Annotated in this window: 19 protein-coding genes; 7 read left to right on the top strand and 12 right to left on the bottom strand. The window is 64.0% G+C overall.

The genetic code is table 11. The features are described 5' to 3' along the window. Nucleotides 1-55 precede the first annotated feature (55 nt). The 7 genes from ACXJJ9_RS14315 to ACXJJ9_RS14345 all read right to left on the bottom strand — a co-directional run bounded on the left by ACXJJ9_RS14315 (nucleotide 56) and on the right by ACXJJ9_RS14345 (nucleotide 7,862). Entirely contained in the window at nucleotides 56-1,192 is a 1,137-nt protein-coding gene (locus ACXJJ9_RS14315) for a glycosyltransferase family 2 protein (RefSeq protein WP_457097809.1), read from the bottom strand. A 16-nt stretch (nucleotides 1,193-1,208) separates the two neighbouring features. Then, on the bottom strand, nucleotides 1,209-2,558 hold the full coding sequence (locus ACXJJ9_RS14320; protein ID WP_457097810.1) for an outer membrane beta-barrel protein: 1,350 nt from the start codon (nucleotides 2,556-2,558) through the stop codon (nucleotides 1,209-1,211). Further along, entirely contained in the window at nucleotides 2,545-3,261 is a 717-nt protein-coding gene (locus tag ACXJJ9_RS14325) for a polysaccharide biosynthesis protein (RefSeq protein ID WP_457097811.1), read from the bottom strand. Before ACXJJ9_RS14325 ends, ACXJJ9_RS14320 begins: the two co-directional genes overlap by 14 nt. A gap of 29 nt (nucleotides 3,262-3,290) precedes the next feature. Next, entirely contained in the window at nucleotides 3,291-4,853 is a 1,563-nt protein-coding gene (locus ACXJJ9_RS14330; RefSeq protein WP_457097812.1) for an XrtA system polysaccharide chain length determinant, read from the bottom strand. 23 nt (nucleotides 4,854-4,876) lie between these two features. Beyond that, nucleotides 4,877-5,491, bottom strand: a complete 615-nt coding sequence (locus ACXJJ9_RS14335; RefSeq protein WP_457097813.1) for an XrtA/PEP-CTERM system exopolysaccharide export protein — start codon at nucleotides 5,489-5,491, stop codon at nucleotides 4,877-4,879. A gap of 81 nt (nucleotides 5,492-5,572) precedes the next feature. Further along, nucleotides 5,573-6,580, bottom strand: a complete 1,008-nt coding sequence (locus tag ACXJJ9_RS14340; RefSeq protein WP_457097814.1) for an NAD-dependent epimerase — start codon at nucleotides 6,578-6,580, stop codon at nucleotides 5,573-5,575. A gap of 4 nt (nucleotides 6,581-6,584) precedes the next feature. Then, the gene (locus ACXJJ9_RS14345; RefSeq protein ID WP_457097869.1) at nucleotides 6,585-7,862 is read right to left on the bottom strand and encodes a nucleotide sugar dehydrogenase; all 1,278 of its coding nucleotides are present in this window, start codon (nucleotides 7,860-7,862) and stop codon (nucleotides 6,585-6,587) included. 247 nt (nucleotides 7,863-8,109) lie between these two features. Between ACXJJ9_RS14345 and galE the strand changes: the two genes are divergently transcribed. After that, the gene (gene galE / locus ACXJJ9_RS14350; RefSeq protein WP_457097815.1) at nucleotides 8,110-9,171 is read left to right on the top strand and encodes a UDP-glucose 4-epimerase GalE; all 1,062 of its coding nucleotides are present in this window, start codon (nucleotides 8,110-8,112) and stop codon (nucleotides 9,169-9,171) included. 514 nt (nucleotides 9,172-9,685) lie between these two features. Here the strand turns inward: galE and ACXJJ9_RS14355 are convergent. Beyond that, complete coding sequence (locus ACXJJ9_RS14355; protein WP_457097816.1) at nucleotides 9,686-10,204, bottom strand: hypothetical protein; 519 nt, start codon at nucleotides 10,202-10,204, stop codon at nucleotides 9,686-9,688. 374 nt (nucleotides 10,205-10,578) lie between these two features. Here ACXJJ9_RS14355 and ACXJJ9_RS14360 point away from each other — a divergent pair, with 374 nt between their 5' ends. From ACXJJ9_RS14360 to ACXJJ9_RS14385, 6 genes are all read left to right on the top strand, one after another. After that, a complete protein-coding gene (locus tag ACXJJ9_RS14360; protein ID WP_457097817.1) occupies nucleotides 10,579-12,060 on the top strand; it encodes an efflux transporter outer membrane subunit in 1,482 nt (493 codons plus the stop codon). A 174-nt stretch (nucleotides 12,061-12,234) separates the two neighbouring features. Then, the gene (locus ACXJJ9_RS14365; protein WP_457097818.1) at nucleotides 12,235-13,287 is read left to right on the top strand and encodes an HlyD family secretion protein; all 1,053 of its coding nucleotides are present in this window, start codon (nucleotides 12,235-12,237) and stop codon (nucleotides 13,285-13,287) included. A gap of 4 nt (nucleotides 13,288-13,291) precedes the next feature. Then, nucleotides 13,292-14,359: a DUF2955 domain-containing protein gene (locus tag ACXJJ9_RS14370; protein WP_457097819.1), complete on the top strand. Its 1,068-nt coding sequence runs from the start codon at nucleotides 13,292-13,294 to the stop codon at nucleotides 14,357-14,359. Nucleotides 14,360-14,642: 283 nt separating this feature from the next. Next, a complete protein-coding gene (locus ACXJJ9_RS14375; protein WP_457097820.1) occupies nucleotides 14,643-15,299 on the top strand; it encodes a response regulator transcription factor in 657 nt (218 codons plus the stop codon). A gap of 92 nt (nucleotides 15,300-15,391) precedes the next feature. Beyond that, on the top strand, nucleotides 15,392-15,781 hold the full coding sequence (locus ACXJJ9_RS14380; protein ID WP_457097821.1) for a response regulator transcription factor: 390 nt from the start codon (nucleotides 15,392-15,394) through the stop codon (nucleotides 15,779-15,781). A gap of 99 nt (nucleotides 15,782-15,880) precedes the next feature. Then, a complete protein-coding gene (locus ACXJJ9_RS14385; protein ID WP_457097822.1) occupies nucleotides 15,881-17,731 on the top strand; it encodes a sensor histidine kinase in 1,851 nt (616 codons plus the stop codon). 8 nt (nucleotides 17,732-17,739) lie between these two features. Here the strand turns inward: ACXJJ9_RS14385 and ACXJJ9_RS14390 are convergent, their stop codons facing one another. The 4 genes from ACXJJ9_RS14390 to crcB all read right to left on the bottom strand — a co-directional run bounded on the left by ACXJJ9_RS14390 (nucleotide 17,740) and on the right by crcB (nucleotide 21,125). After that, a complete protein-coding gene (locus ACXJJ9_RS14390) occupies nucleotides 17,740-18,516 on the bottom strand; it encodes a hypothetical protein (protein WP_457097823.1) in 777 nt (258 codons plus the stop codon). Beyond that, nucleotides 18,513-19,340, bottom strand: coding sequence for a DUF2092 domain-containing protein (locus ACXJJ9_RS14395; protein ID WP_457097824.1), 828 nt, complete (start codon nucleotides 19,338-19,340; stop codon nucleotides 18,513-18,515). Before ACXJJ9_RS14395 ends, ACXJJ9_RS14390 begins: the two co-directional genes overlap by 4 nt. Nucleotides 19,341-19,563: 223 nt before the next feature. Beyond that, on the bottom strand, nucleotides 19,564-20,715 hold the full coding sequence (locus ACXJJ9_RS14400; RefSeq protein ID WP_457097825.1) for an MFS transporter: 1,152 nt from the start codon (nucleotides 20,713-20,715) through the stop codon (nucleotides 19,564-19,566). A 17-nt stretch (nucleotides 20,716-20,732) separates the two neighbouring features. Then, nucleotides 20,733-21,125, bottom strand: coding sequence for a fluoride efflux transporter CrcB (crcB, locus tag ACXJJ9_RS14405; RefSeq protein WP_310052715.1), 393 nt, complete (start codon nucleotides 21,123-21,125; stop codon nucleotides 20,733-20,735). Nucleotides 21,126-21,141 lie beyond the last annotated feature (16 nt).

The following is a 21,141-nucleotide window of genomic DNA, read 5'->3' on the forward strand; positions in this document are numbered from 1 at the left end:
GGGGCGCCATCCACGGCCAGTCATCCATCGCTGGCTGCCGATACAGCGCGCCGTTCTAGCGTAACGGAGTCCATGTCACGACCCGTTCACCGCGCAGGAACCGGAACAGGCTGACGGCGGACGCGAGGTTGGTCAGCAGGAAGTAATACGGTTGGGCGAGCAGGCGCGACGTCCCGAATGCACGCAGCGACGCGAATCCGAGCAGTCCCGACAGCAGCAGCACCAGCTGCATCGTCAACAGCCACAGATAGCGTCCTTGGAGTGCCAGCGCCACGTTCGCCAGTAACGCGACCGTCCAGAACACCGGCGACAGGTATCGCAGCAGCTTGTGCGACCACAGCTGCCAGGCAAATACACCGTAGCGGAACGGATTCAGGAACTGCTTCTGGCTGGCAAGCGCGGCCAGGCTGCGCATGCCAACGCGCACGCGCATGGAAAGTTCGCGATCGGGGTGGTCGAGGGTTTCTTCGTAACAGATCGCGTCCGGCTCGAGAATCGTGCGCAGCCCTTGTTCCCGCACCACCATCGCAATGACGAAATCGCTGATCAGTTCAGGGGCGATGGCGCGATAGGCGCTGCGTCGCACGGCATACAGGCAGCCGGAGACCCCGATCAGCGAGCCCAGCGAGCCCTCCGCCATCCGCAGCATGATTTCGTAGTTCCAGTAGGACGTGCCGCCATTGCCGGTTGCATCGTCCTGGTTCGCGACATACGTGAGGCGACCGGCCACGCAGCCCACCGAAGAATCATGGAAATTGCCGCAGATCGCCCGCAGGGCGTCCGTCTCGATCAAGGTCGTGGCATCGGTGAAAACCAGGATGTTCCCTGAAGCGGCCGCGGCAGCGGCGTTCTGGCAGGCGGTCTTGCCCAGGCGTCCCTCCACCCGCAGCAGGCGTACATTCGTGGCATTGAAGGCGAGCACGATCTGGTCCGTGGCATCGCTCGATGCATCCGACGCGACGATGATGTCGACCAGGTCGTTCGGATAGTCGAGTTCCAGGACGTTCCGGATCTTCTGTTCGATGTGCTTTTCTTCGTTGAACGCGGTGATGATCACCGTGACCGCGGAAGAGATGGCGCCCTTGCGTGCGGGGCGTGGCCAGATACGGGCGATCGCGATCGCCAGGACCGGATAACCCACGTAGATGTACCCCAGCAGGAAGATCGCGCTCCAGAGCAGTGCCTCTAACATTTCGCCGGCTCCGATGTCAGCGCTGCCACCAGACCTTGAATTGCACCGCGTTTTCCTTGTAACGCGCCTCGGGTACATCCGAGCTGCGGTCGTTCTTGAAAACGTCGGCCCGCCAGCCCCAATGCCTGGTCAGCTGATACTCCATGGCCAGGCCATAGACGTGGTCGCGGTCGGTTTCGTCCTGCGTCAGGAATTCACGCCGGCGCTCGGCGCCGTCGAGCATTACGGTCATCCTCGGGCGAAGGCGGTAACTGGCCTGGAACACCAGGGCGCGCTCGGTGCGATCGCTGTTCCCCGGGTCGACGTAGCGCAACTTTCTGTATAGCGGGCGGGCGCGGAAGCCGAAGCGTTCTCCGGAAAAGCGGTAATCGAGGTCGTAGTAGTTCTGGCGATAGGTCCCGGACGTCACGAGCGAGTCCGACGGTGCCATCAGGTCGGGGATCAGCACCTCGTCGGAGTCCCTCAGCCGGAGGACGATGTCCTGGACCGCGTCGGCGAACTGATGGCGCGCGCGGAAGCTCAGCCGGTTGTGCGGGTCGGGATGCCATTGGACGGTGGCCCGGCCGATGGCGGTCGATTCATCGCTGGCCAGATCGCGCTTCAGGCGCGAATAGCCCCCGTCCAGTTCATAGTCGATATTGCGCAGCTTGCCGTTGTATCGGACGAAGGCGTCCTCCCGGTCGTAGTCGATCGCAATCGCCGGATCCGAATCGTCGAAGTCGACGTTCGTATACGCCAGGTTGAGCGAGACCTTCGACGTGCTACGGATATCGTGCTCCAGCGCCGCGGCCGCGCCATAGCGCTTGCTGTCGAACCCGGCCGTCTCCTCGGCATAGGTGTCGGCGCCGCGAACGTCGAGTTTCAAGCGCGTGGTATCGCCGAAGCGGGCGAAGAAAGTCGGCCCCGCGACGAAGACGTTCACCTGTTGCAGGTTGCCGGGAAATCGCCCGTCGCGGAAGTTGATCGGCTCTTCGCTGAGGTAGTCCTCGACGACCAGGTTCAGGCGCTCGGGAAACAGCGACCAGTTGAGCTGACCGGCGAAGCCACTGCGGGTTTCGTCGTCGAATGCATTGCCGCTGTAGAAGCGCCGTTCGATTTCTCCGCGCGCCTGGATTTCGACCGACGCGCCTTCCTCCTTGAAATCGAACGCGAGGCGGGGTGCGAACACGGTCTCGGCCTGTTCGTCGCTTTCGCTGAGATTGATGTTGTCGCTGTGGAGCCCAAGGCCTTCCAGCCGGTAGTTGAGGCGTGCCGCGTCCGCGCCATCGCTGAACGCAGCGGCCAGGATTGCAACGCACAAGGCCGTCGGGCGCACATGCACCCGGGACAGGGATGGGCGGCCGTTGCGGCGCTCAGGCGTTTTCATTGAAGACCACGCCGGCGAACTTGCGGGGATCGAAGTTGGCCGCAGCCGCGGCGATATCGGCCGGGGTGTTTTGTGCGTAACCTGCAACGAGAATCACCACGTCCGCCAGTTCCGACAACATGCGCGCATCGGGTGCGCCCAGGGTCGGCGGGCTGTCCAGGAAGATGTAACGGTCCGAATAACTGCTGCGCAGGGAATCCAGCAGCAGGCGCATGCGGAACGACGAGAAATATTCAGCCTCCATCTCGCCGTAGGACGAGCGGCCCGCCGGAATCAGCTTCAGGCGCGGGATGCCGGTGCTGTACAGCATGGATTCGACCTCGGCCTCCGGATCCTCGAGATAGTTGATCAGTCCGCCGCGGGACGTATCGATCTTCATCGATGTGTCCTGGGTTGGATGGCGCAGGTTGCAATCGATCAGCAGCGCGTTCTTGGACTGGTCGAACGTCATCGCGAGCGCGAGGTTGCGGGCGACAAAGCTCCCCCCGCATCCGTCGGTGACCGGCGCGATCAGGGTGATGAAGTTGTCGTTCGAGGTCGCCAGCAATCGCGTGCGCAGCTCCCTGAACGAGTCCACCAGTTGCCTGTTGGCTCCATCCACGTAAGGAATGATGGAGCGTTCTGCCAACTGGGCAGGCGTCAGCGAGGTGGATTCGTTTCTCCGCGCGACGCTTCGATGTCCGGCATCAGTCATCTTGTCCATGGCATTCACAGTCGAGTGGTTGAAGTCATTCATAAGACGTCCACCAGTTTCAGCATGAGCACCAATCCATAAATCAGCGGCACGGCGACGAACAGGGCCGATCCCAGCCTGGTTCGCTTGTTGCGCTGTTCGAATTGATCATGCGTGAGGTGCAGCGGGATGGTTCCCAACACCGGCAGGCCGGAATCGCGTTCGATCTGCAATGGGAGTCGCACGCGGGGATCATGCTTGACCAGCATCGACAGGAGCAGCAGCGGGATCAGTATTGCGACCGAAATGCCGGCCACCGCGAAATGCATCAGGCGCAGGCCAGTCGGTATCGCCGGGATCGATGCGGGTTCCTGGATCTGGAAACCAAGGCTGCGTCCGTCCGCATCCAGGCTCATCGAAACACGGGCGTTTTCGCGCCGCTTGAGCAGGTCTTCGTACATTTCCTTGTTGACGTCATGCGCACGGGTCAGCGCCGAAACCATTCCTTCGGAGCCGATGATCCTGCGGCTGCGTTCAAGCTCGTCACGCAGCAGGGCCTGGGCGGTGGCGACGCGCGAGGCCGCCGCGGCACCCTGGCGCCGTACTTCAGCCAGTTGTGTCCGAAGCTGCTCGTAAACCGGATTCATCGTCGGGCTCGAGCCTGGCAGGACGGATCCGCGCATGCGGCCGCCTCGCACCTGCCCCTGCAGTTCGCGGATCTGGTTGCGTACCCGGACTACATCCGGATGCTGGTCCGTGTAGCTGAGCAGCAGTCGGCTTTCTTCAGCCTGCAGTGCGCCCAGTTGTGCATTGGCCTGCGTGGAGCGCGAGATCGTGGTGATCTGGCTTTCGCGGGAAAGCATGCCCATCAGTTGGTGCTCCTGGGCACCGACGTCCGCGAGGTCCATGCTGGCGTTGTCGGCGGCCCGGCGCAGTTCCCCGATGCGTGCGCCCACGTCGGTATCCACGCCTGGCACCGCATCCGGATTGACGCTGCGATAGTCCTGCAGTTTCTTGTCCGCCTCGCCGAGCGCCACCTGGTATTTCTCGACCTGTGCATCGATGAACTGATAGGCGGATTGGCTGGCCTGTGCCCTGGACTCGAGCACCTGCTCGATCAAGGCTTCCGAGAAACGCTTGGCAACAGCGTAGGCGCGCTTGGGATCGGAATCCGCGTAGGTGATCTTGACCAGGCTCAGCTTCGGATCCGTCGAGCGCACCTGGGTGCGCTCGGTCACCAGGACTTCGGTATTCCCGGTGATGGTGTCGACCAGCTTTTCCTTTTCTGCCGGGCTGAGACTCTCGTTATCCCAACCGCCCGCCTTCAGGACTTCGTCCATGACGCGGTGGCCGAAGAGCACGTCGCGCGAGATGGTTGCGCGCGCGGCTTCGCTGGGCGCCGCGGTGCGTCCTTCCATCAGCGGGGCGATGGGAGTGTTGTCCTGGACCAGCACCGTCGCCGACGACTTGTAGGTCGGCGGGTTGAGCAATCCCCAGGCGAGGAAGAAAAGCGCTATGCCTGCGAAGATGGTGGCGAACGGCAGGAGATAGCGGCGGAATTCCTTGCGTGCGAGGGACAGCATCGCGAACGCCGGCAGGCGGTCGGCTGCGGGACCAGGCAAGGCAGGTTGCCTGTATGCATTGTTCACAGTACGCGCTCCGGCACGGTGATCACGTCGCCCGGGGCGACCTTGTAGTTGGTGCTGAGGTCGCCGTTCTCGAGGATGTTGCCCAGTTGCACGCCGTAGGCCTGCGCGCCATTACCAGTCTTGCGGTGCAGGCTGGAATGGTCAGGAGCGGCGAACTCGGTAACACCACCGGCGGCGAGCACGGCGTCCAGCACGGTCATGCCCTGGCGGTACGGAATCGAAACCGGCGTGCGCACGGCACCGGTGACCCGGACGCGGGACAGGTATTCGTGGCTGCGCAGCTCGGTGAGGATGACGGTGACCTGCGGCTCGCGCACATAGGCACCCAGCTTGGTCTGCAGGTCCTTGGCGACCTCGTCGGGAGTCCGGCCACCGGCGACGACGTCGCCGACCAGCGGAACCGAGATCTTCCCGTCGGGGCGTACCGGGGCGGTGATACCCAGCTCCGGATTGCGCCAGACCGACACCTGGACCATGTCGTCGACACCGATCTGGTAGTCGTCGGCAGGGGCGGGGGCGGGCGGGGTGCCTGAAGAGAGGTTGGCCGAGGTGGCGCAACCCGCTAGCAGGAGGGACAGGCCGAAAGCCCGAAGGGCTGATGCAAGTTGCATGGCGATTCTCCAATAGACCCCTCTTGAACAACGCCGAGGGCGAATGCTCCCGGCCACCTGATCAGGGGAGGAGGTCATTCCTCATACCCCGTGATATTCGCGGTACCAGTCGACGAATCGCGCCACCCCGACCTCGATCGGGGTGGAGGGCGAGTAGCCGACATCCCGGCGCAGGGCCTCGACGTCGGCCCATGTGTCGGGCACGTCGCCCGGCTGCATGGGCAGCAACCGCCGTTCGGCCTTGCGTCCCAGACAGCGTTCCAGGACCTCGATGTAGCGCAGCAGCTCCACCGGCTGGTGGTTGCCGATGTTGTAGACCCGATAGGGCGCATTCGAGCTCGCCGGCGTGGGCGCCTTCGGGTCGTGGTGCGGGTCGGGGGCCGGGATCCGGTCGAGCGTGCGGACGACGCCTTCGACGATGTCGTCGATGTAGGTGAAATCCCGGCTGTGGCGCCCGTGGTTGAAGACGTCGATCGGCTCGCCGGCGAGGATCCTGCGGGTAAACAGGAACAGCGCCATGTCCGGCCGGCCCCATGGGCCGTAAACGGTAAAGAAGCGCAGACCGGTGGTCGGAAGCCCGAACAGATGGCTGTAGGTATGCGCCATCAGTTCGTTGGCCTTCTTCGTCGCGGCATACATGCTGACCGGATGATCGACGCTGTCGTCGACCGAGAAGGGAAGCTTGCGGTTGGCGCCGTACACGGAACTGGACGACGCATACACCAGGTGTTCGGTGTGGCGGTGGCGACAGGCTTCCAGGATGTTCAGGAAGCCGACGACATTGCTGTCGACATAGGCCTGCGGATTGTCGAGCGAGTAGCGCACGCCAGCCTGCGCCGCCAGGTTGACCACGCGCTGCGGTTCGAACGCGGCGAAGGCGCCGTCCAGCGCCACGCGATCCTCGAGGGAGCCGCGCGTGAACTGGAAGTTGGCATGCGGGAGCAGACGCGCGAGTCGTGCCTGTTTCAGGCGCGGATCGTAGTAGGCATTGAGATCGTCGAAGCCCAGCACCTCATCGCCGCGCGCGAGCAGCACTTCGCTCAGCTTGGCGCCGATGAAACCTGCCGCACCGGTGACGAGCACGCGCATATGGCTACAGGCATCCGTCGACGCTGGCGCGTGGCAAGGCGCGCTTGACGTCGAACAGGACCGCTCCGGGCGTTCCGAGGCTTCGGATCCGATCCGCACCCATGGCGACGAATTCGCCATGCGCCACGGCGAGCACCACCGCGTCGTATTGGCCGGTCGCGGGCTCGGCGATCAGGTCCACGCCGTATTCCGCACGCGCATGTTCGACGTTGACCCAGGGGTCGTGGACGTCGACCTTGGCGTTGTAGCAATGCAGTTCGCGAATGATGTCGACGACCTTGGTGTTGCGCAGGTCCGGACAGTTTTCCTTGAAGGCCAGGCCCAGGATAAGGATGCGCGCACGGGTCATGTCCTGGTTTCGCTGGCGCATGAGCTTGACCACCCGGCGCGCGACATGGCTGCCCATGCCGTCGTTGATCCGGCGCCCGGCAAGGATCATGTCCGGGTGGTAGCCGATCTGCTGCGCCTTGTGGGTGAGGTAATAGGGATCGACGCCGATGCAGTGCCCGCCGACGAGACCGGGGCGGAAAGGCAGGAAGTTCCACTTGGTGCCGGCCGCTTCGAGCACCTCGTGCGTATCGATGCCGAGCCGATGGAAGATCAGGGCCAGTTCGTTGATCAGGGCGATGTTGACGTCGCGCTGGATGTTTTCGATGACCTTGGCCGCTTCGGCCACGCGGATGCTGGATGCCTTGTGGGTCCCGGCGGTGATGATGCTGCCGTAGAGGCCGTCCACGAACTCGGCCGCTACCGGTGTCGAGCCGGACGTGACCTTCATGATGGTTTCCAGGCGATGCTTCGGGTCGCCGGGATTGATGCGCTCGGGGCTGTAACCCGCATAAAAATCGCGGTTGAACGCCAGTCCCGATTCGCGTTCGACGATGGGAACGCAGATCTCCTCGGTCGCACCGGGATAGACGGTCGATTCATAGACCACGATGCCGCCGCGTCCGATCGCACGCCCGACCGTGCGGCTCGCTGATTCGAGCGGATGCAGGTCGGGGCGTTTGTACTCGTCGATCGGCGTGGGCACCGTCACGATGAAAACGTTGCAGCCGGCCAGCGCCGACGGATCGCTGCTGAATTCCAGCAGCGCCGCCTCACGAAGGTTGTCGGCCGTGACTTCCCGGGTGTGGTCGTGGTGGCTCTTGAGTTCGGACACCCGCGCCGCGTCGATGTCGAATCCGACGGTCGGGTAACGCTTGCCGAAGGCCGCGGCGAGCGGCAGGCCGACGTAACCGAGTCCAAGGATTGCGATGCGGGCCTGGTCCAACGTGGCCAACGGGGCATTACTTGCCAAGCAGACCTCCCCTCTGGGTCGACGTCCTGGTTGATCCGCGCGTGAAGGCGGCAGTGCTCCAATTGCTAACGCCAATCGTGTGATGCCGAGGACAAGGTCCGGGGGTAGGGCAGGGAAAGCAGGGGGTGAGGGGAGGGGGCGTTCCAGCCTGGACGCCCACGCGGCCATTCCGCGTTCTCTTTGGAAACGGGACAGAGCGAGGCAGATGCAGATGGCGGAGCAGGCACCGATGTGCATCCTCGTGTGCGGCGGCGCCGGCTACATCGGCAGCCACACCTGCGTCGCCCTGGCGGAACAGGGGCACCGGGTCGTCATCGCCGACAATTTCACGAACAGCTCACCGCGCGTGCTGCTGCGCCTGCAGCGCATCATGGGTACCCCGGTGGAGTGCGTGCGGGTGGACCTTCGCAACAGGACCGCCGTGGCGCGGCTGTTCGCCCGGCACCGGTTCCATGCCGTGATGCATTTCGCCGCGATGAAGGCCGTAGGCGAATCCTGCGCCAAGCCGCTGGAGTACTTCGACAACAACATCGGCGGCACAATCAATCTCCTGCAGGCCATGCAGGAGGCATCCGTGGAACGACTGGTGTTCAGCTCGTCGGCCACGGTCTACGGCGATCCGGAGCGCGTGCCGGTCGCCGAGCACTCGCGGCTGGACGCGATGAATCCCTATGGCCGCACCAAGCTGATCATGGAACAGCTGATCGGCGACCTGTGTCGTGCATGCTCTTCTTTCCGCGCCGCCAACCTGCGCTATTTCAATCCGGTGGGCGCGCATCCTTCGGGCCTCATCGGCGAGGATCCCACGGGCGTCCCGAACAACCTGATGCCCTACATCTGCCAGGTCGCCGCAGGGCGTCGCAGCAAGCTAAGCATCTTTGGCGGCGATTACCCGACGCCGGACGGCACGGGGATCCGGGACTACATCCATGTCGTGGACCTGGCCCGGGCCCACGTGGACGCGCTGGAGTACGTCATGCGTTCGGATGCCAACCTCACCGTCAACCTGGGTACCGGCCGTGGCGTGAGCGTGCTTGAGCTCGTGCACGCGTTCGAACGGGCATCCGGTTGCCACATCCCGTACGAGATCGTGGCGCGGCGCCCGGGCGACGCGGCCCAGGTCTATGCCGACCCTTCATTGGCAAACCAACTGCTCGGCTGGCGGGCCCGATTCGACATCGATGAGATGTGCCGAGACGCCTGGCACTGGCAGTCGCTGAATCCGGACGGATACGAACGGAGCAGCCCGGAAGTCGCCGGACCCGGTCAGCATCAGTCTGCCAGGACATGATCGTTGCGCCGCGAAGGCGGGGACCGCTTTACCTTGGAGGCCGCCCTTGGGCGGCGTCGTTCTCTGGATTCGTCATCAAGTGACTTCTAGGCTAGGCAACTAGCTTGCCGATGGCGATGCCTATGGCAATCCCTATGCACAGGCCTGCGAGGAATCGACGCATTAGAGGGTCGGACACTCCCCAGGCGTCAGTTCGTGGCGTTGCAGGCCTCTTTAACATGACCGATCACTTATTGTGGCAGCGATCATGCTCCACCTCGAAGCTGTCATCTCGGCCGCCGCGTGCATAGCCCAGAAGTGGAAACTCCGTGTTCGTACGTTGAGAACAACTCCTGCGGGGAGAACAACTAATGAAGGTGGCAAATGAGCTAGCCGGCGGCTAGACCGTTGGTGCTGCGCGCACAGTCAGTCGCAGATGTTTACATAATAGGCATTATGCGAAGTGACATAGCCGCCACCATGGCCGTGACCTGGTGCGTGTTTGGCTTCCCGACGTAGGTCCGGCGGACGAGTGCTAGATGATCTGCGGAGAGTTGATCGTGCTGGCAAGCTGCTTTCGAACTTGGCGCGCTTGACCCGGATAACGCCCAGTGAGAACTCTGCAGGCAAAAACGACCGCGGCACTAACCAACGAAACGAATAGCGCGACCACGATTATGGTCCAAGCATAGATAGCGTGACCTGCGCTATCGGAAAACGCGATCCACGCAACCCAAGCTAGAACCACTATTTCAGCGGCCAGGCCAACCCAATTCCATGCGGTTAGCACTGTGCCGAGAAGATCTGAAATGCGATTGCGGAACAACTCGTTACTAAACTTTGATGCTGCGTAGTGAATTATCTTTGGGCGCAAAGCGGGATCATCTTCTTCAAGATCGCCCAGTGGTACTTCAAGAAACAACGATGCTTCTTCTAGCTCGCGCTTAGTACTTCGGCTTTGCACCCATGCACCCACAAGAAAAAGCGTGGTGCCGAGCACTATCGTGGCGATAACTGCCCCGACGATATGAAGTATTGCGACCAGTATTTCCATCACGGCTCCCCCTGTGGCGCCGAGGCCGAGGATACCGAAAAGCGGTTTGCAAGGGCGCGCGCTGCGAACCGCGGAACCCCACCGTTGGCACACCACCGCTGCGGCCTGTGAGTTTCCGCACCTCCCGCCTTGAGCGGCAGCCGCGTTGGTCCAACGGCCAATTGGAAGCCGGTCAGGCTCGGGCTACGGTGCTGGAAATGGGCCCCTGCCCCCTGCCCCGTGAGCCCCACAGGCAATTGTTAATCCACGCGCCTCGCGGCGTGGCCATGGCACGCCCTTTGCCGCGTTCTATCAAAGGCGCATGAAGCATCGCCCGGCGACGTTCTGTCTCCCTTCGCAGCTTGTCGCCAGGTTCGGACTGGAGCGATCTGAACGTGATTCGCATTGATAGCCTGCGCTTGGCACCGGCCGCTGCAATCGCGTTCCTCGCGTGTGCCGGCACCGGTTGCGTCCTGGGCCCGGATTACGTGCGACCGACGATCGATGCGCCGGGCGCCTACCGCTTCCAGGGGGCGGAGGCACCGACGATCTCAACCCTGGCCGATGTCGCTCCCTGGTGGCAGGGCTTCCATGACGAAGCGCTCGATTCGCTGGTGCGTGAGGGCCTCGCCAACAATCGCGACCTTCGCGTCGCGGTGGCGCGGGTCGATGAATTCGCCGCGCGCCTCGCCGCCGTGCATGGGGAGGCCTATCCCCAGGTCGGCTACGGGGCAAGCGCCAGCCGCCAGCGTGCAAGTACGCGTGGGGCAACTCCATTTCCATCCGGTGTCGATCCGATCAGCGAAAGCTACAGCGCCGGGTTGTCGGCAAGTTGGGAACTGGATCTCTGGGGCCGGATCAGGCGCGATACCGAAGCTGCGCGCGCTGACCTGCTCGCCACGGACCACGCACGGCGCGGCGTCGCGTTGACGCTCGTCGCCTCGATCGTGGTTGGCTACATCAACCTGCTCGACCTCGATCGCCAATTGAAGGTGTCCGAAGACACGGTCACGGGCCGCAAGGCTTCGGTGGATCTGTTCCGCACTCGCCTGGAAGGCGGCGTGATCTCCGACTTCGAGATGCAACAGGTGGTGGCCGAATACGAAAGTGCGGTTGCGGCGATCCCGCAGTTGGAGCGGGTCATCGCGCAACAGGAGGATGCACTGTCCGTGCTGGTCGGTCGCAATCCGGGCCCGATCGTCCGCGCGCAGAGCCTGAAAAGCCTTGGAATGCCGGCAGTACCGGGAGACCTGCCCGCGGAGCTGCTGGAGCGCCGGCCCGACATCCTGCAAGCCGAACAGCAGCTGGCCGCTGCCAATGCACGGATTGGCGTCGCGCGTGCACTGTACTTCCCCAGCATTTCATTGACCGGTACGGGCGGCTTTGCCAGCGCCGACCTCGACTCGTTGTTTACCGGACCGGCGCGTACCTGGTCATTCGTCGGGCAACTGCTGGGGCCGCTGTTCGCGGGTGGCAGCATCAAGGCCACGAATCAACAGGCGGAGGCCCGCCGCGAGCAGGCGCTTGCCGTCTACGAATCGACGATCCAGAACGCGTTCCGGGATGTCGACGATTTCCTCATCGCGGTGCGCACCACACGGGAAGTGGAAGCATCGCTCGACCGACGCGTGACCGCGTTGCTGCGGGGCGTCGAGCTGGCGCGCATACGTTACGACAATGGCTACAGCGACTACCTCGAAGTGCTCGACACCGAGCGCAGCCTGTTCTCGGCCCAACTTGCGCTGAGCGGTGCGCAGGGCGACAGCTATCGGGCGATGGTGGGGTTGTACCGGGCCATGGGAGGCGACTGGGATGAGATGGCCACGTCCCAGCCTGTGTCGGCGGCACCGGCCGCAGGCACGGAGAAGACACGTTAATGAGGCCATGGGGCGCGCTCCTGAACTGGCCCCGCGTCGCACCGACGAGGATGAATGATGACTTCCGCGCGTGAGACCCCGGGGGACAAGACAGCACCCGCTGAAGCTGGGGCTGCCTCCAACGGTGCGCGGGAAAAAGCGCCCCCCTCCCCCGCCCCGAATCCCGCGCGCCGGGTGATCCAGATTGCGCTGATCGCATTGCTGGTGTTGTTCATCTACCACGTCATCGCCGACCGGCTCACGCCCTACACCGCGCAGGCTTCAGTGGACACACCGTTCGCACAGGTTGCCCCACAGGTGAGCGGCCAGGTGATCGCCGTTGAGGTCAGGGACAACGCACCCACACGTAAAGGCCAGGTGCTGTTCCGGATCGACCCACAGCCTTTTGAAATCGCGCTGCGTACCGCCGAGGCCAACCTTGCCGTTGCCATCCAGGGCGCGGACGTGTCCGAACTCGATGTCAGCTACGCCAAGGCAGACCTGGAGAAGCAGCGCATCGAGCTCGCGACGAACAACAAGCTGGGCAAGATCGTGCTGAATCTCTGGGAAAAGCAGGCGGTGTCCGAAACGACGGCGATACGGGCACGCTCCGCCATGGACACCACAAGCGCCGACGTCACGCGTGCCGAGGTCCAACTGGAGCGCGCGCGCAGCGCACTCGGCGAAACCGGGGACAACAACGCCAAGGTCAAGCAGGCACGAGCTGCCGTCGAGCAGGCAAAGCTGGACCTGCACAACACCACGGTGCTGGCACCGGCTGACGGCGTCATCACCAACCTGCGGCTGTCGACCGGACAGTTCGTGAGCCGTGGCGCGCCGGTACTCACGTTCATCGAGCACGGCCGACGCTGGGTGACCGCGGCGATGCGCGAAAACCAGCTGGGCAACATCGATCCGGGCGATGAAGTGGTGGTCGCATTCGACGAGCTTCCCGGCCGCCTCTTCAAAGGGCACGTGGACAGCCTCGGTTGGGGCGTGACCCAGGGGAATGAAGTGCCAACGGGACAACTGCCCGATCTCGCGGCGCCGAGCGGTTGGCTGCGTGAGCCGCAACAGTTCCCCGTGCGCATCGTCGTGGATCCGGTGGACGACCACGAAGCCGCGCCGCCGCTCGGCCGCAGCGGTGCCCAGGCGAATGTCGTAGTGCTTGCCGAAAAGGGGTCCATCTTCAACCCGATCGCGCGGTTATGGATGCGCGCGATCACCTTGCTGAGCTACTTGCGGTAATCCAATGGCGCGACCGGTGCCAATGGAGAAAGGCCCCGCCGACGCGGCAGCGGTCGAGCGTATGCATGCGGCGCTGCGGTTTGCGGTCGGGATCGGCGTATCGTTCGTCGTCTGCGAAGCGATGGCATGGCAGCCGGCATACCTCACGGCGATACTGACCGGCGCGTTGCTGGCCAATCTGCCTGGCCGGCCACCGCTGAAGTTGGGGGTGATGATAGTCGCGGCGATGACCCTGTCTGCCGCGCTCGCCTGGTTGCTGTCGACTCTCTTGCTGGATATGCCGTGGGTGCTGTTCGGCGCGATCACCCTGTTCCTGTTCATCGGGTTCCTGGCGTTGCTGACCGGTGGTCCCGCGGCGACGCTTCCCGCCACGCTGCTGCTGGTCTGCCTTTCCACGATTCCGGTCGTGGCGCTGGCCTATCCGAGCCAGGCCGCTGCACTGCCGCAGGCGCTGGTTCGCGGAATGGTACTGGCCATGCTGTCGATCTGGCTGGTCTACGCCATCTGGCCGCGCAGGATGGCACCCAAACCCGCTGCGCCGCCGGCGCGCAATCCTGCACCCGTGGCGACCGCACTTCTCGCGACCGGCATCGTGGTTCCGATCATGCTGTTTTTTCTTCTTTTCGTGCCGGCGCACGCACTGGCGGTGCTCATCAACACGGTCTTGATGGTCGCGACCTTCGATCTGCAACTGAGCCAGAGTTATGCAATAAAAAAGATCGGGGCAAACGCGGTCGGTGGTGTGATCGGCCTTGTTGCCTTCTGGGTATTGCTGATCCATCCGACGCTGGTCACGCTGGGCCTGATCACGTTCATCGTTTCTTTCCTGATCGGCCTGCGCGTGGCCGAAGGTGGTCCGTCGGTCCCCACGCTGGTGTTTGGCACGACTGCGATGCTCTGCATTTTCGGCTCCCTGGTCACATCGGGCCCCGGTGAGCCGGGAATATGGGTGACGCGCATCCTGTACTTCAGCCTGGCCGGCGCGTTCGCCGTCGGTGCCATGTACCTGGTGTGGCACTGGCTGGAACCCAGGGCAGCGCGGCGCGCCGGAACTGGCGCGGATACGCTCTGACGACTCAACGGGTTCATCGGACGAGTGATGAAAGTACGGCGGCGTCGTGCTCTTCGCCGAAACCCAGACCTGCGCACTTCGTTCATGCGCGTGAAGACTTCCTGCCTGGTCTTGTTGTTGACCGCACGCAAGATGCATGCCGGTTTTCCTTCGTTGATGAACCGACATGCGTTGCAAATGTGAAGGCACTTAGTCCGGCGGAATTCGAGGCCTACACTTGGCCCCTGTGCGCACCGCGTGACGTTGGATTCAGAGCCTAGGCCGAGGCGCTACAGATCCCCCGATGGAAGCGACCGCCGCCACCGTATTCGTCATCGATGACGACCCCTCCGTCCGGAAGGGGCTTGTCCGGCTGCTGCGCAGCGCTGGCTGGAATGCGGAGGCCTTTGCGTCCGCCGAGGCTTTCCTGGCGCGGCCTGACTATGAGGACATCGGTTGCATCGTGCTCGACCTGTGCATGCCCGGGATGAGTGGGCAGCAACTGCAGGACCTGCTCCAGGAACGCAACACCGTCCTGCCGATCGTCTTCCTTACCGGCCAGGGCGACATAGCCAGCAGCGTCGTTGCCATGAAGAAGGGTGCGGTGGATTTCCTGCTCAAGCCGATCGATTCAAACGCCTTGCTGCAGGCGGTTTCGGAAGCAACCCTCCTGCACGCCGCTGCATTGGAAAGGCGCCACGACATCGAATCGATCGACGCGAGAATGGCGCGGCTGTCGTCCCGGGAGCGCGAGGTGATGGAACAGGTCCTCACGGGACGGCTCAACAAACAGATCGCCGACGTCCTGGGTATCGCCGAGAAGACGGTCAAGGTCCATCGCGGCCGCGTGATGGCAAAGATGGAGGTGCACTCCGTTGCCCAGCTGGTCCACGAATGCGATCTGGTCGGCATCAACGCCGATTCGCGGGGGACCGTCCAGACACCGGCAGCTGCCCGGTAAATGCGTCTCCGGATTACGTGGGATCAAGGTCCAATATCGATGGACACGTGTTGGCATTAAGGTTCCCGCTACCCCAAGCGGGAACCAGGCAGTTGGAAGAGCATGCCGACCAGCTGATCGTCTATATCGTGGATGACGATGATTCGGTCCGGACGGCGCTCGCGCGATTGATGCGCGCGGCGGGACTCGAGCCGCGTCCTTACGCGGAATCCGAGCGTTTCCTCGCCGAAATACGCGATATCGGCAATGCCGTGATCCTGTTGGACCTCACCATGCCGCGTCAAAGCGGGACCGACATCCTGGTCAAGCTGCGTGAGCGTCGAATCGGGGTACCGGTCATCGCGGTGTCCGCGCGCGACGATGACGACACCCGCAAGAACGCCCGCGAACTGGGCGCCCGGTTGTTCCTGCACAAACCCGCCGACAACCAGGCGCTACTCGACGCCATCCAATGGGTGATAGGGAACACGGCAACGAGCTGATCCAGCTTCCGTGCACCCCCGCCGTGCCCCGGCCGCGGGGCCTACCTCCACCGCCGGCCTTGCCGCTAGACTCCGGGCAACACCTATGGGGTTGCCGGGATGAGTTGGATCGACATCGCCTGGCCCATGATGGGCGCCGCGAGTCTGACGCTCGCGCTGGTCTATTTCCTCCTGTGGATCGGGCAGCGCCGCGAATACGCCTATCTGATGTTTTCGCTGGCCGCCTCCTCCGTCGGGGCGCTCGCCATCCTCGAACTCCTGGCCATGCGGACGACGAGCCCCGCCCACTATGGCGAGCTGCTGCGATGGGCCAACGTCTTCATCGCCGTGCTGGCCACCGCCCTGGTCGGCTACGTCCGGCTACGCTTTCGCGCGGGGTCGCGCCGTCTCGCCTATGCGGCCATCGGGTTGCGCTGGCTGTCCCTCATCCCGAATTTCTTTTCCGGCGCGAACCTGAATTTCAGTTCCATCCAGGCACTGACGCATGTCGGGTTCCTGGGCGGGATCGTGGCCGTGCCAATGGGAACCATCAGCCCCTGGGCTTTGCTGGACCAGCTCTGCCGCCTCCTGGTACTCGCGTTCCTCCTGCATGCCATCGTCGAAGTATTGCGACGTGGTGATCCCGGCGAGCAACGACGGGTAATCATGGTCTGTGGCGGCATCATGACGTGCTACCTGGCCATGACCGGCCTGGTCGCGATGGTGAACTTCGGTCAGCTGCGCGCGCCGATCACATTCAATTTTCCCGCGCTGATCATGATCGCGGTCATGGCATACGACCTGGGCGCGCATCTGGTCTGGTCGTCGCAACTTACGGTGGCGCTGAAGGGAAGCCAGTTGCAGCTGCGCGAAAGCGAGCATCGCTTCCGCATGGTCTTCGAAGCCTCGCCTACCGCGTTGCTGATGGTCGATACCGGGGGGCTCATCGTCCTGGCAAACGCCCAGGCCAGCAGCGTGTTCGGCTATCGCATCCACGAACTGATTGGCATGGATGTCGAAGCGCTGGTACCGGGCCGCGTGCGCGCATCGCACATCGCCTATCGGGAACAGTTCATGGGCCAACCCCAGGCACGAAACATGGCGGTTGGACGCGAACTGCACGGCCTGCGCAAGGATGGCAGCCAGGTGCCTGTTGTCGTCGGGCTCAGGCCCATCGCGACTCCGGAAGGTCTCTTCGTCCTGGCATCCGTGGCCGACATTACCGAGCGGCTGGCGCTGGAACGCGAGGCGGCACTCCAGCGCGAGGAACTGGCGCACCTGTCACGCGTGGGCATGCTGGGCGAACTTTCAGGATCGATGGCACATGAGCTGAACCAGCCGCTTGCGGCGATCCTGAGCAACGCGCAGGCAGCGCAACGGTTCCTGGACCGCGCGCAGCCGGACCTGGACGAGGTCAGGGCCAGCCTCGCGGACATCGTGGCCGACGACAAGCGTGCGGGCGAGGTCATCCGCCGCCTGCGCGCGATGCTGAAGAAGCAGGCCGCGGAGCATAAGCCACTCCATCTCAACGACCTGGTGCTGGAAGTGCTGCGCCTGGCCAGGAGCGACCTGCTCAATCGCAATGCGCATGCGCATACCGACCTTGCTTCGGGCCTTCCCCTGGTGTCCGGCGATCACGTCCAACTGCAACAGGTCCTGATCAACCTGCTGTTGAATGCGGGTGACGCCATGACCGGAAGCGAGAACCCGCGTGAACTGATCATCCAGTCGAAGCTGACGCGCGAGGGCTGGGTCGAGGTCTCGTTCACCGACAGCGGCCACGGCATCGCACCGGACGATCTGGAACGCATCTTCCAGCCCTTCGTGACCACCAAGCGGGATGGCGTCGGGCTGGGCCTGGCGGTGTGCCGCTCGATCATCGCGGCGCATGGCGGCCGGCTCTGGGCCGAGAACAACGGCTCGCGTGGAGCAACGCTGCGCTTCGCGCTGCCACCTCGCGTCACGGCATAAGGCTGACGCTATCGGGGGGGATTTCCCTCGGGCGGAGGCACGGGCTCGGCAGGCGCCTTCGCCGGCTCCCCCTCCGGATTGACAACAACATAGACAACATCGTCGCCCTGCATCTGCTCCTGGTAGTAGATGCCCCCGCAATAGTAATAAGGGTCCATCCACGGGCACCCGTAGGGCAACGAGTAGTAATACATATTGCTCGCGATGGCCGCGGTCGTGAGGATTGCCGCCGCGGCTGCGATCGGGTGGTGGTGGTCGATATCGACATCGATATCCCAGTCGCCGCGCGATCCGTCTATGTCGATATCGACATCGTGCCAGCCGCCCCAGCCGTCATGATCGATGTCCACGTCGCGGTCGCCGAGATTGCCGCGATCGATGTTCGCGTTGTCGCCGCGATTTCCAGGAGTGCGGTCGCCGGGACCGCGGTCGCCCGATGGCAGCGTGCCTGGTCGGTCGCGCGAACCCGCCATCGAGGACCCGTCAGGAGGCTGACGCGATCCAGATCCAGATCCCGGACGATCCGGGTTCTGGACCCGTCCGCTTCCGCGACTTGAATCCATGCCCCGGCCGGAGCTGGCGCGATTGGCGCCACTGACGGAACTGCGCGCCATTCCGCCGCCACGCATCCCCATCCCTCCTCCGCGCATGCCACCGCCACCGCGTCCTCCCCGCGCATCCGCGCTGTCCGGAATGATCATCGCGGCGCACGCGAGCAGCGTTGCAGCGATGGCAGCCAGCCGCAGCGATCGGGTGGACAGTGTCTTGGAAGTCAGGATGTTCATGGCGATCCCCCGTCACGCTCGGTCATCGGCGCAGGTGATGACGCCCGCGGGGCAAAGAAAGGTATTTGTTTCGCTCCGCTTGGCGGGACGAATTTGAACGTGGTGGAGTTGATTTTCGGCTTCGTGTTCCAGTCGAGGACGACTTGGTACTGCGGGTCGCCCAGTTCGTAGCGGGTGGTGATCAGCAGTTTTCTGAGCTGTCCGTTCTTGGCCACCCAGAGCTGCCAGTCGATGGTCGACTGGCGGAAAGCGAGATGGTCGGTCTCCACGCCATCGATGGTCGAATCGCCGACCCGGAGCCCATAACGCACGCCCTCGAGCAGGCTTCCGTTGAAGGCCTGTCTGAGGACATCGATCAACGGCATTTCGACGCCGGCGTTGAGCAGTCCGTTGACCACTTCGCCGACGGTTCCCGGCGCGTCGGCCTGCGCATACACACCCTGTTCCGGCACCAGCATGGTGAGCTTGGATCCGTCGTAGTAATAGGAACGATGCTTGATGTCGCCATCGACATCGACGCGCAGCTTGTTGGGGCGCTGCACGACCATGAGTGCGGATTCGTTGTTCTGCAGCTTGTAGCCGTAGGGGAGTACCTCGTCGCGCGAGGCGTTCGCGGTCACGGAAAAAGCCTGCAGGGAATTCAGATAGTTCTGCATGCGGTCGAGCACGGCGCGGGCTTCCGGCGTGACGACGGCCGCCGGCTCCCTGAAGACGGTCTCGCCGTCCTTGGGTGACTCCTGCGCCTGGGCAGCCAACGGGCTCGCAACGGCAAGCGCGGTGAGCAGCGGAACCAGCCGGGAGAGGGAGAAGGTTCGAGTCGACATCGCGGACTCCTCAGCGAAGAAACGCCGTCACGGCGTGAACCGGCAGCGTTGGCCGGACAGGCTGCAGGCTGGCGGCGAGGCACGCCGGCCGGGCATTGACTGCCGCCGGCTGCCTGATCCTTTCACCAGCTCCGCAACGCGGCAATTGCCCCAAAGCCTTACTGGTTCTCTTGTCGCGGCGCCCGGGCGACAACCTTGTCCTGGCCCGGGGCCGGATAAGAATTCAGGACCGGTCGTCGCGGATCCAGAACACGAGCAGTCCGGCCGCGAGCAAGGCGCAGGCAGCGCCAAAGGCGAAGGCGGCGAAGACCGAAACCGATTCCCACAGCGCGCCGAACAACAGCGAGGCCGGCAGCAGGGTGATGCCAAGCGTGAGGTGGTACCAGCCGAACGCGGTCCCGAGTTGCTCCCGGGGCACGAGATCCGCGACCAGCGCTTTTTCCGCGCCCTCCGTCGCCGCGATGAAGAGGCCGTAAGCGACGAACAGTGCCCACACACCCCAGGGTTTCACTCCGGCCCACCCCAACAGCAGGTAGATGGCCGCATAAGCAATCCAGCCCGCAATGATGAGGCGGCGCCTTCCGAGGCGGTCCGACAGGGCGGACAACGGGGTGAGGAATACCGCCGCCACCCCCGACATCGTTGCCCAGAGCAGTGGCACCTGCGCCTGCGGCAATCCCAGCTCGCGCGCGCGCATCAGCAGGAACAGATTCGACGAGTTGCCGAGCATGAACAGCCCCAGCACGATGAGGTAGCGGCGGAACTGTGGCGGAAATTCACCCAGGTGCCAGTTGAATCGCGGCGACTGCACCCGCGCTTCGGCTTCCGGCTCGCGCAATTGCAGGGTGGCGATGAATACCACCACCGCAGGAATCGCAGCGCACCAGAACACCATGCGCAGTTCCATTCCCAATCCCAGCAGGGCCGCCGCGACCAGCGGGCCGAGCACGGCACCCGCGTTGTCCATGGCGCGATGGAAGCCGAACGCCAGTCCGCGTTGTCCCGGTTCGACACTGCGTCCGAGCATCGCGTCACGCGGCGAACTGCGCAGCCCCTTGCCGACGCGATCGGCCAGGCGGCACAGCAGGACGAACAACCACCCGGTCGCGGCCGCGATCAGGGCGCGTGCAAGACCGGCCACGCCGTAGCCCATCACCACGAATGGTTTCGCGCGCCGGGTCCGGTCGGACCAGATGCCGGAGGCGAGCTTGAGCAGGCTGCTCACCGCTTCGGCGAGTCCCTCGATCAATCCGAGTACGCGCGGGCCTGCACCGAGCGTGCCGACGAGGAACAGCGGCAACAGCGGATAGATCATCTCGCTGGAGGCGTCGTTCATCAGGCTGATGAAGCCCAGCAGCCAGACGCTGCGGGGCAACAGCCGCAGGCTGGCGATCAGGGACGCCAAAGATGTGCGATTCGCGCACCGCCCCAGACCAGCAACAGGCCCAGCAGCACGGTCAGCAACAGGTAGAGGAAGGCCAGCTCCGTGCGCGACGAGCGCGAATAGAGGAGGCATTCGATCATCAGCGCGGAATACGTCGTCAGGCCACCCAGCAATCCCACCACCAGGAACGCGCGCCAGTACAGCGCCGACGCTCCCCGCCCCTCCAGCCAGACCGCGAGGAAGCCGCCCGCGAACGCACCCACGAGGTTCACGGCAAAGGTGCCCCAGGGGAACCCGTCACCCAGTTGCCGCAGCATCAGGCCACCGACGAAATAGCGTCCGCCCGCACCCAGGGCGCCGCCCAGCATCACCAGCCACAGCTGTTGGAACCAGAGATTCATCCGCCTCGCCTTCCGG

This window comes from Lysobacter sp. P5_B9, from assembly GCF_054049835.1.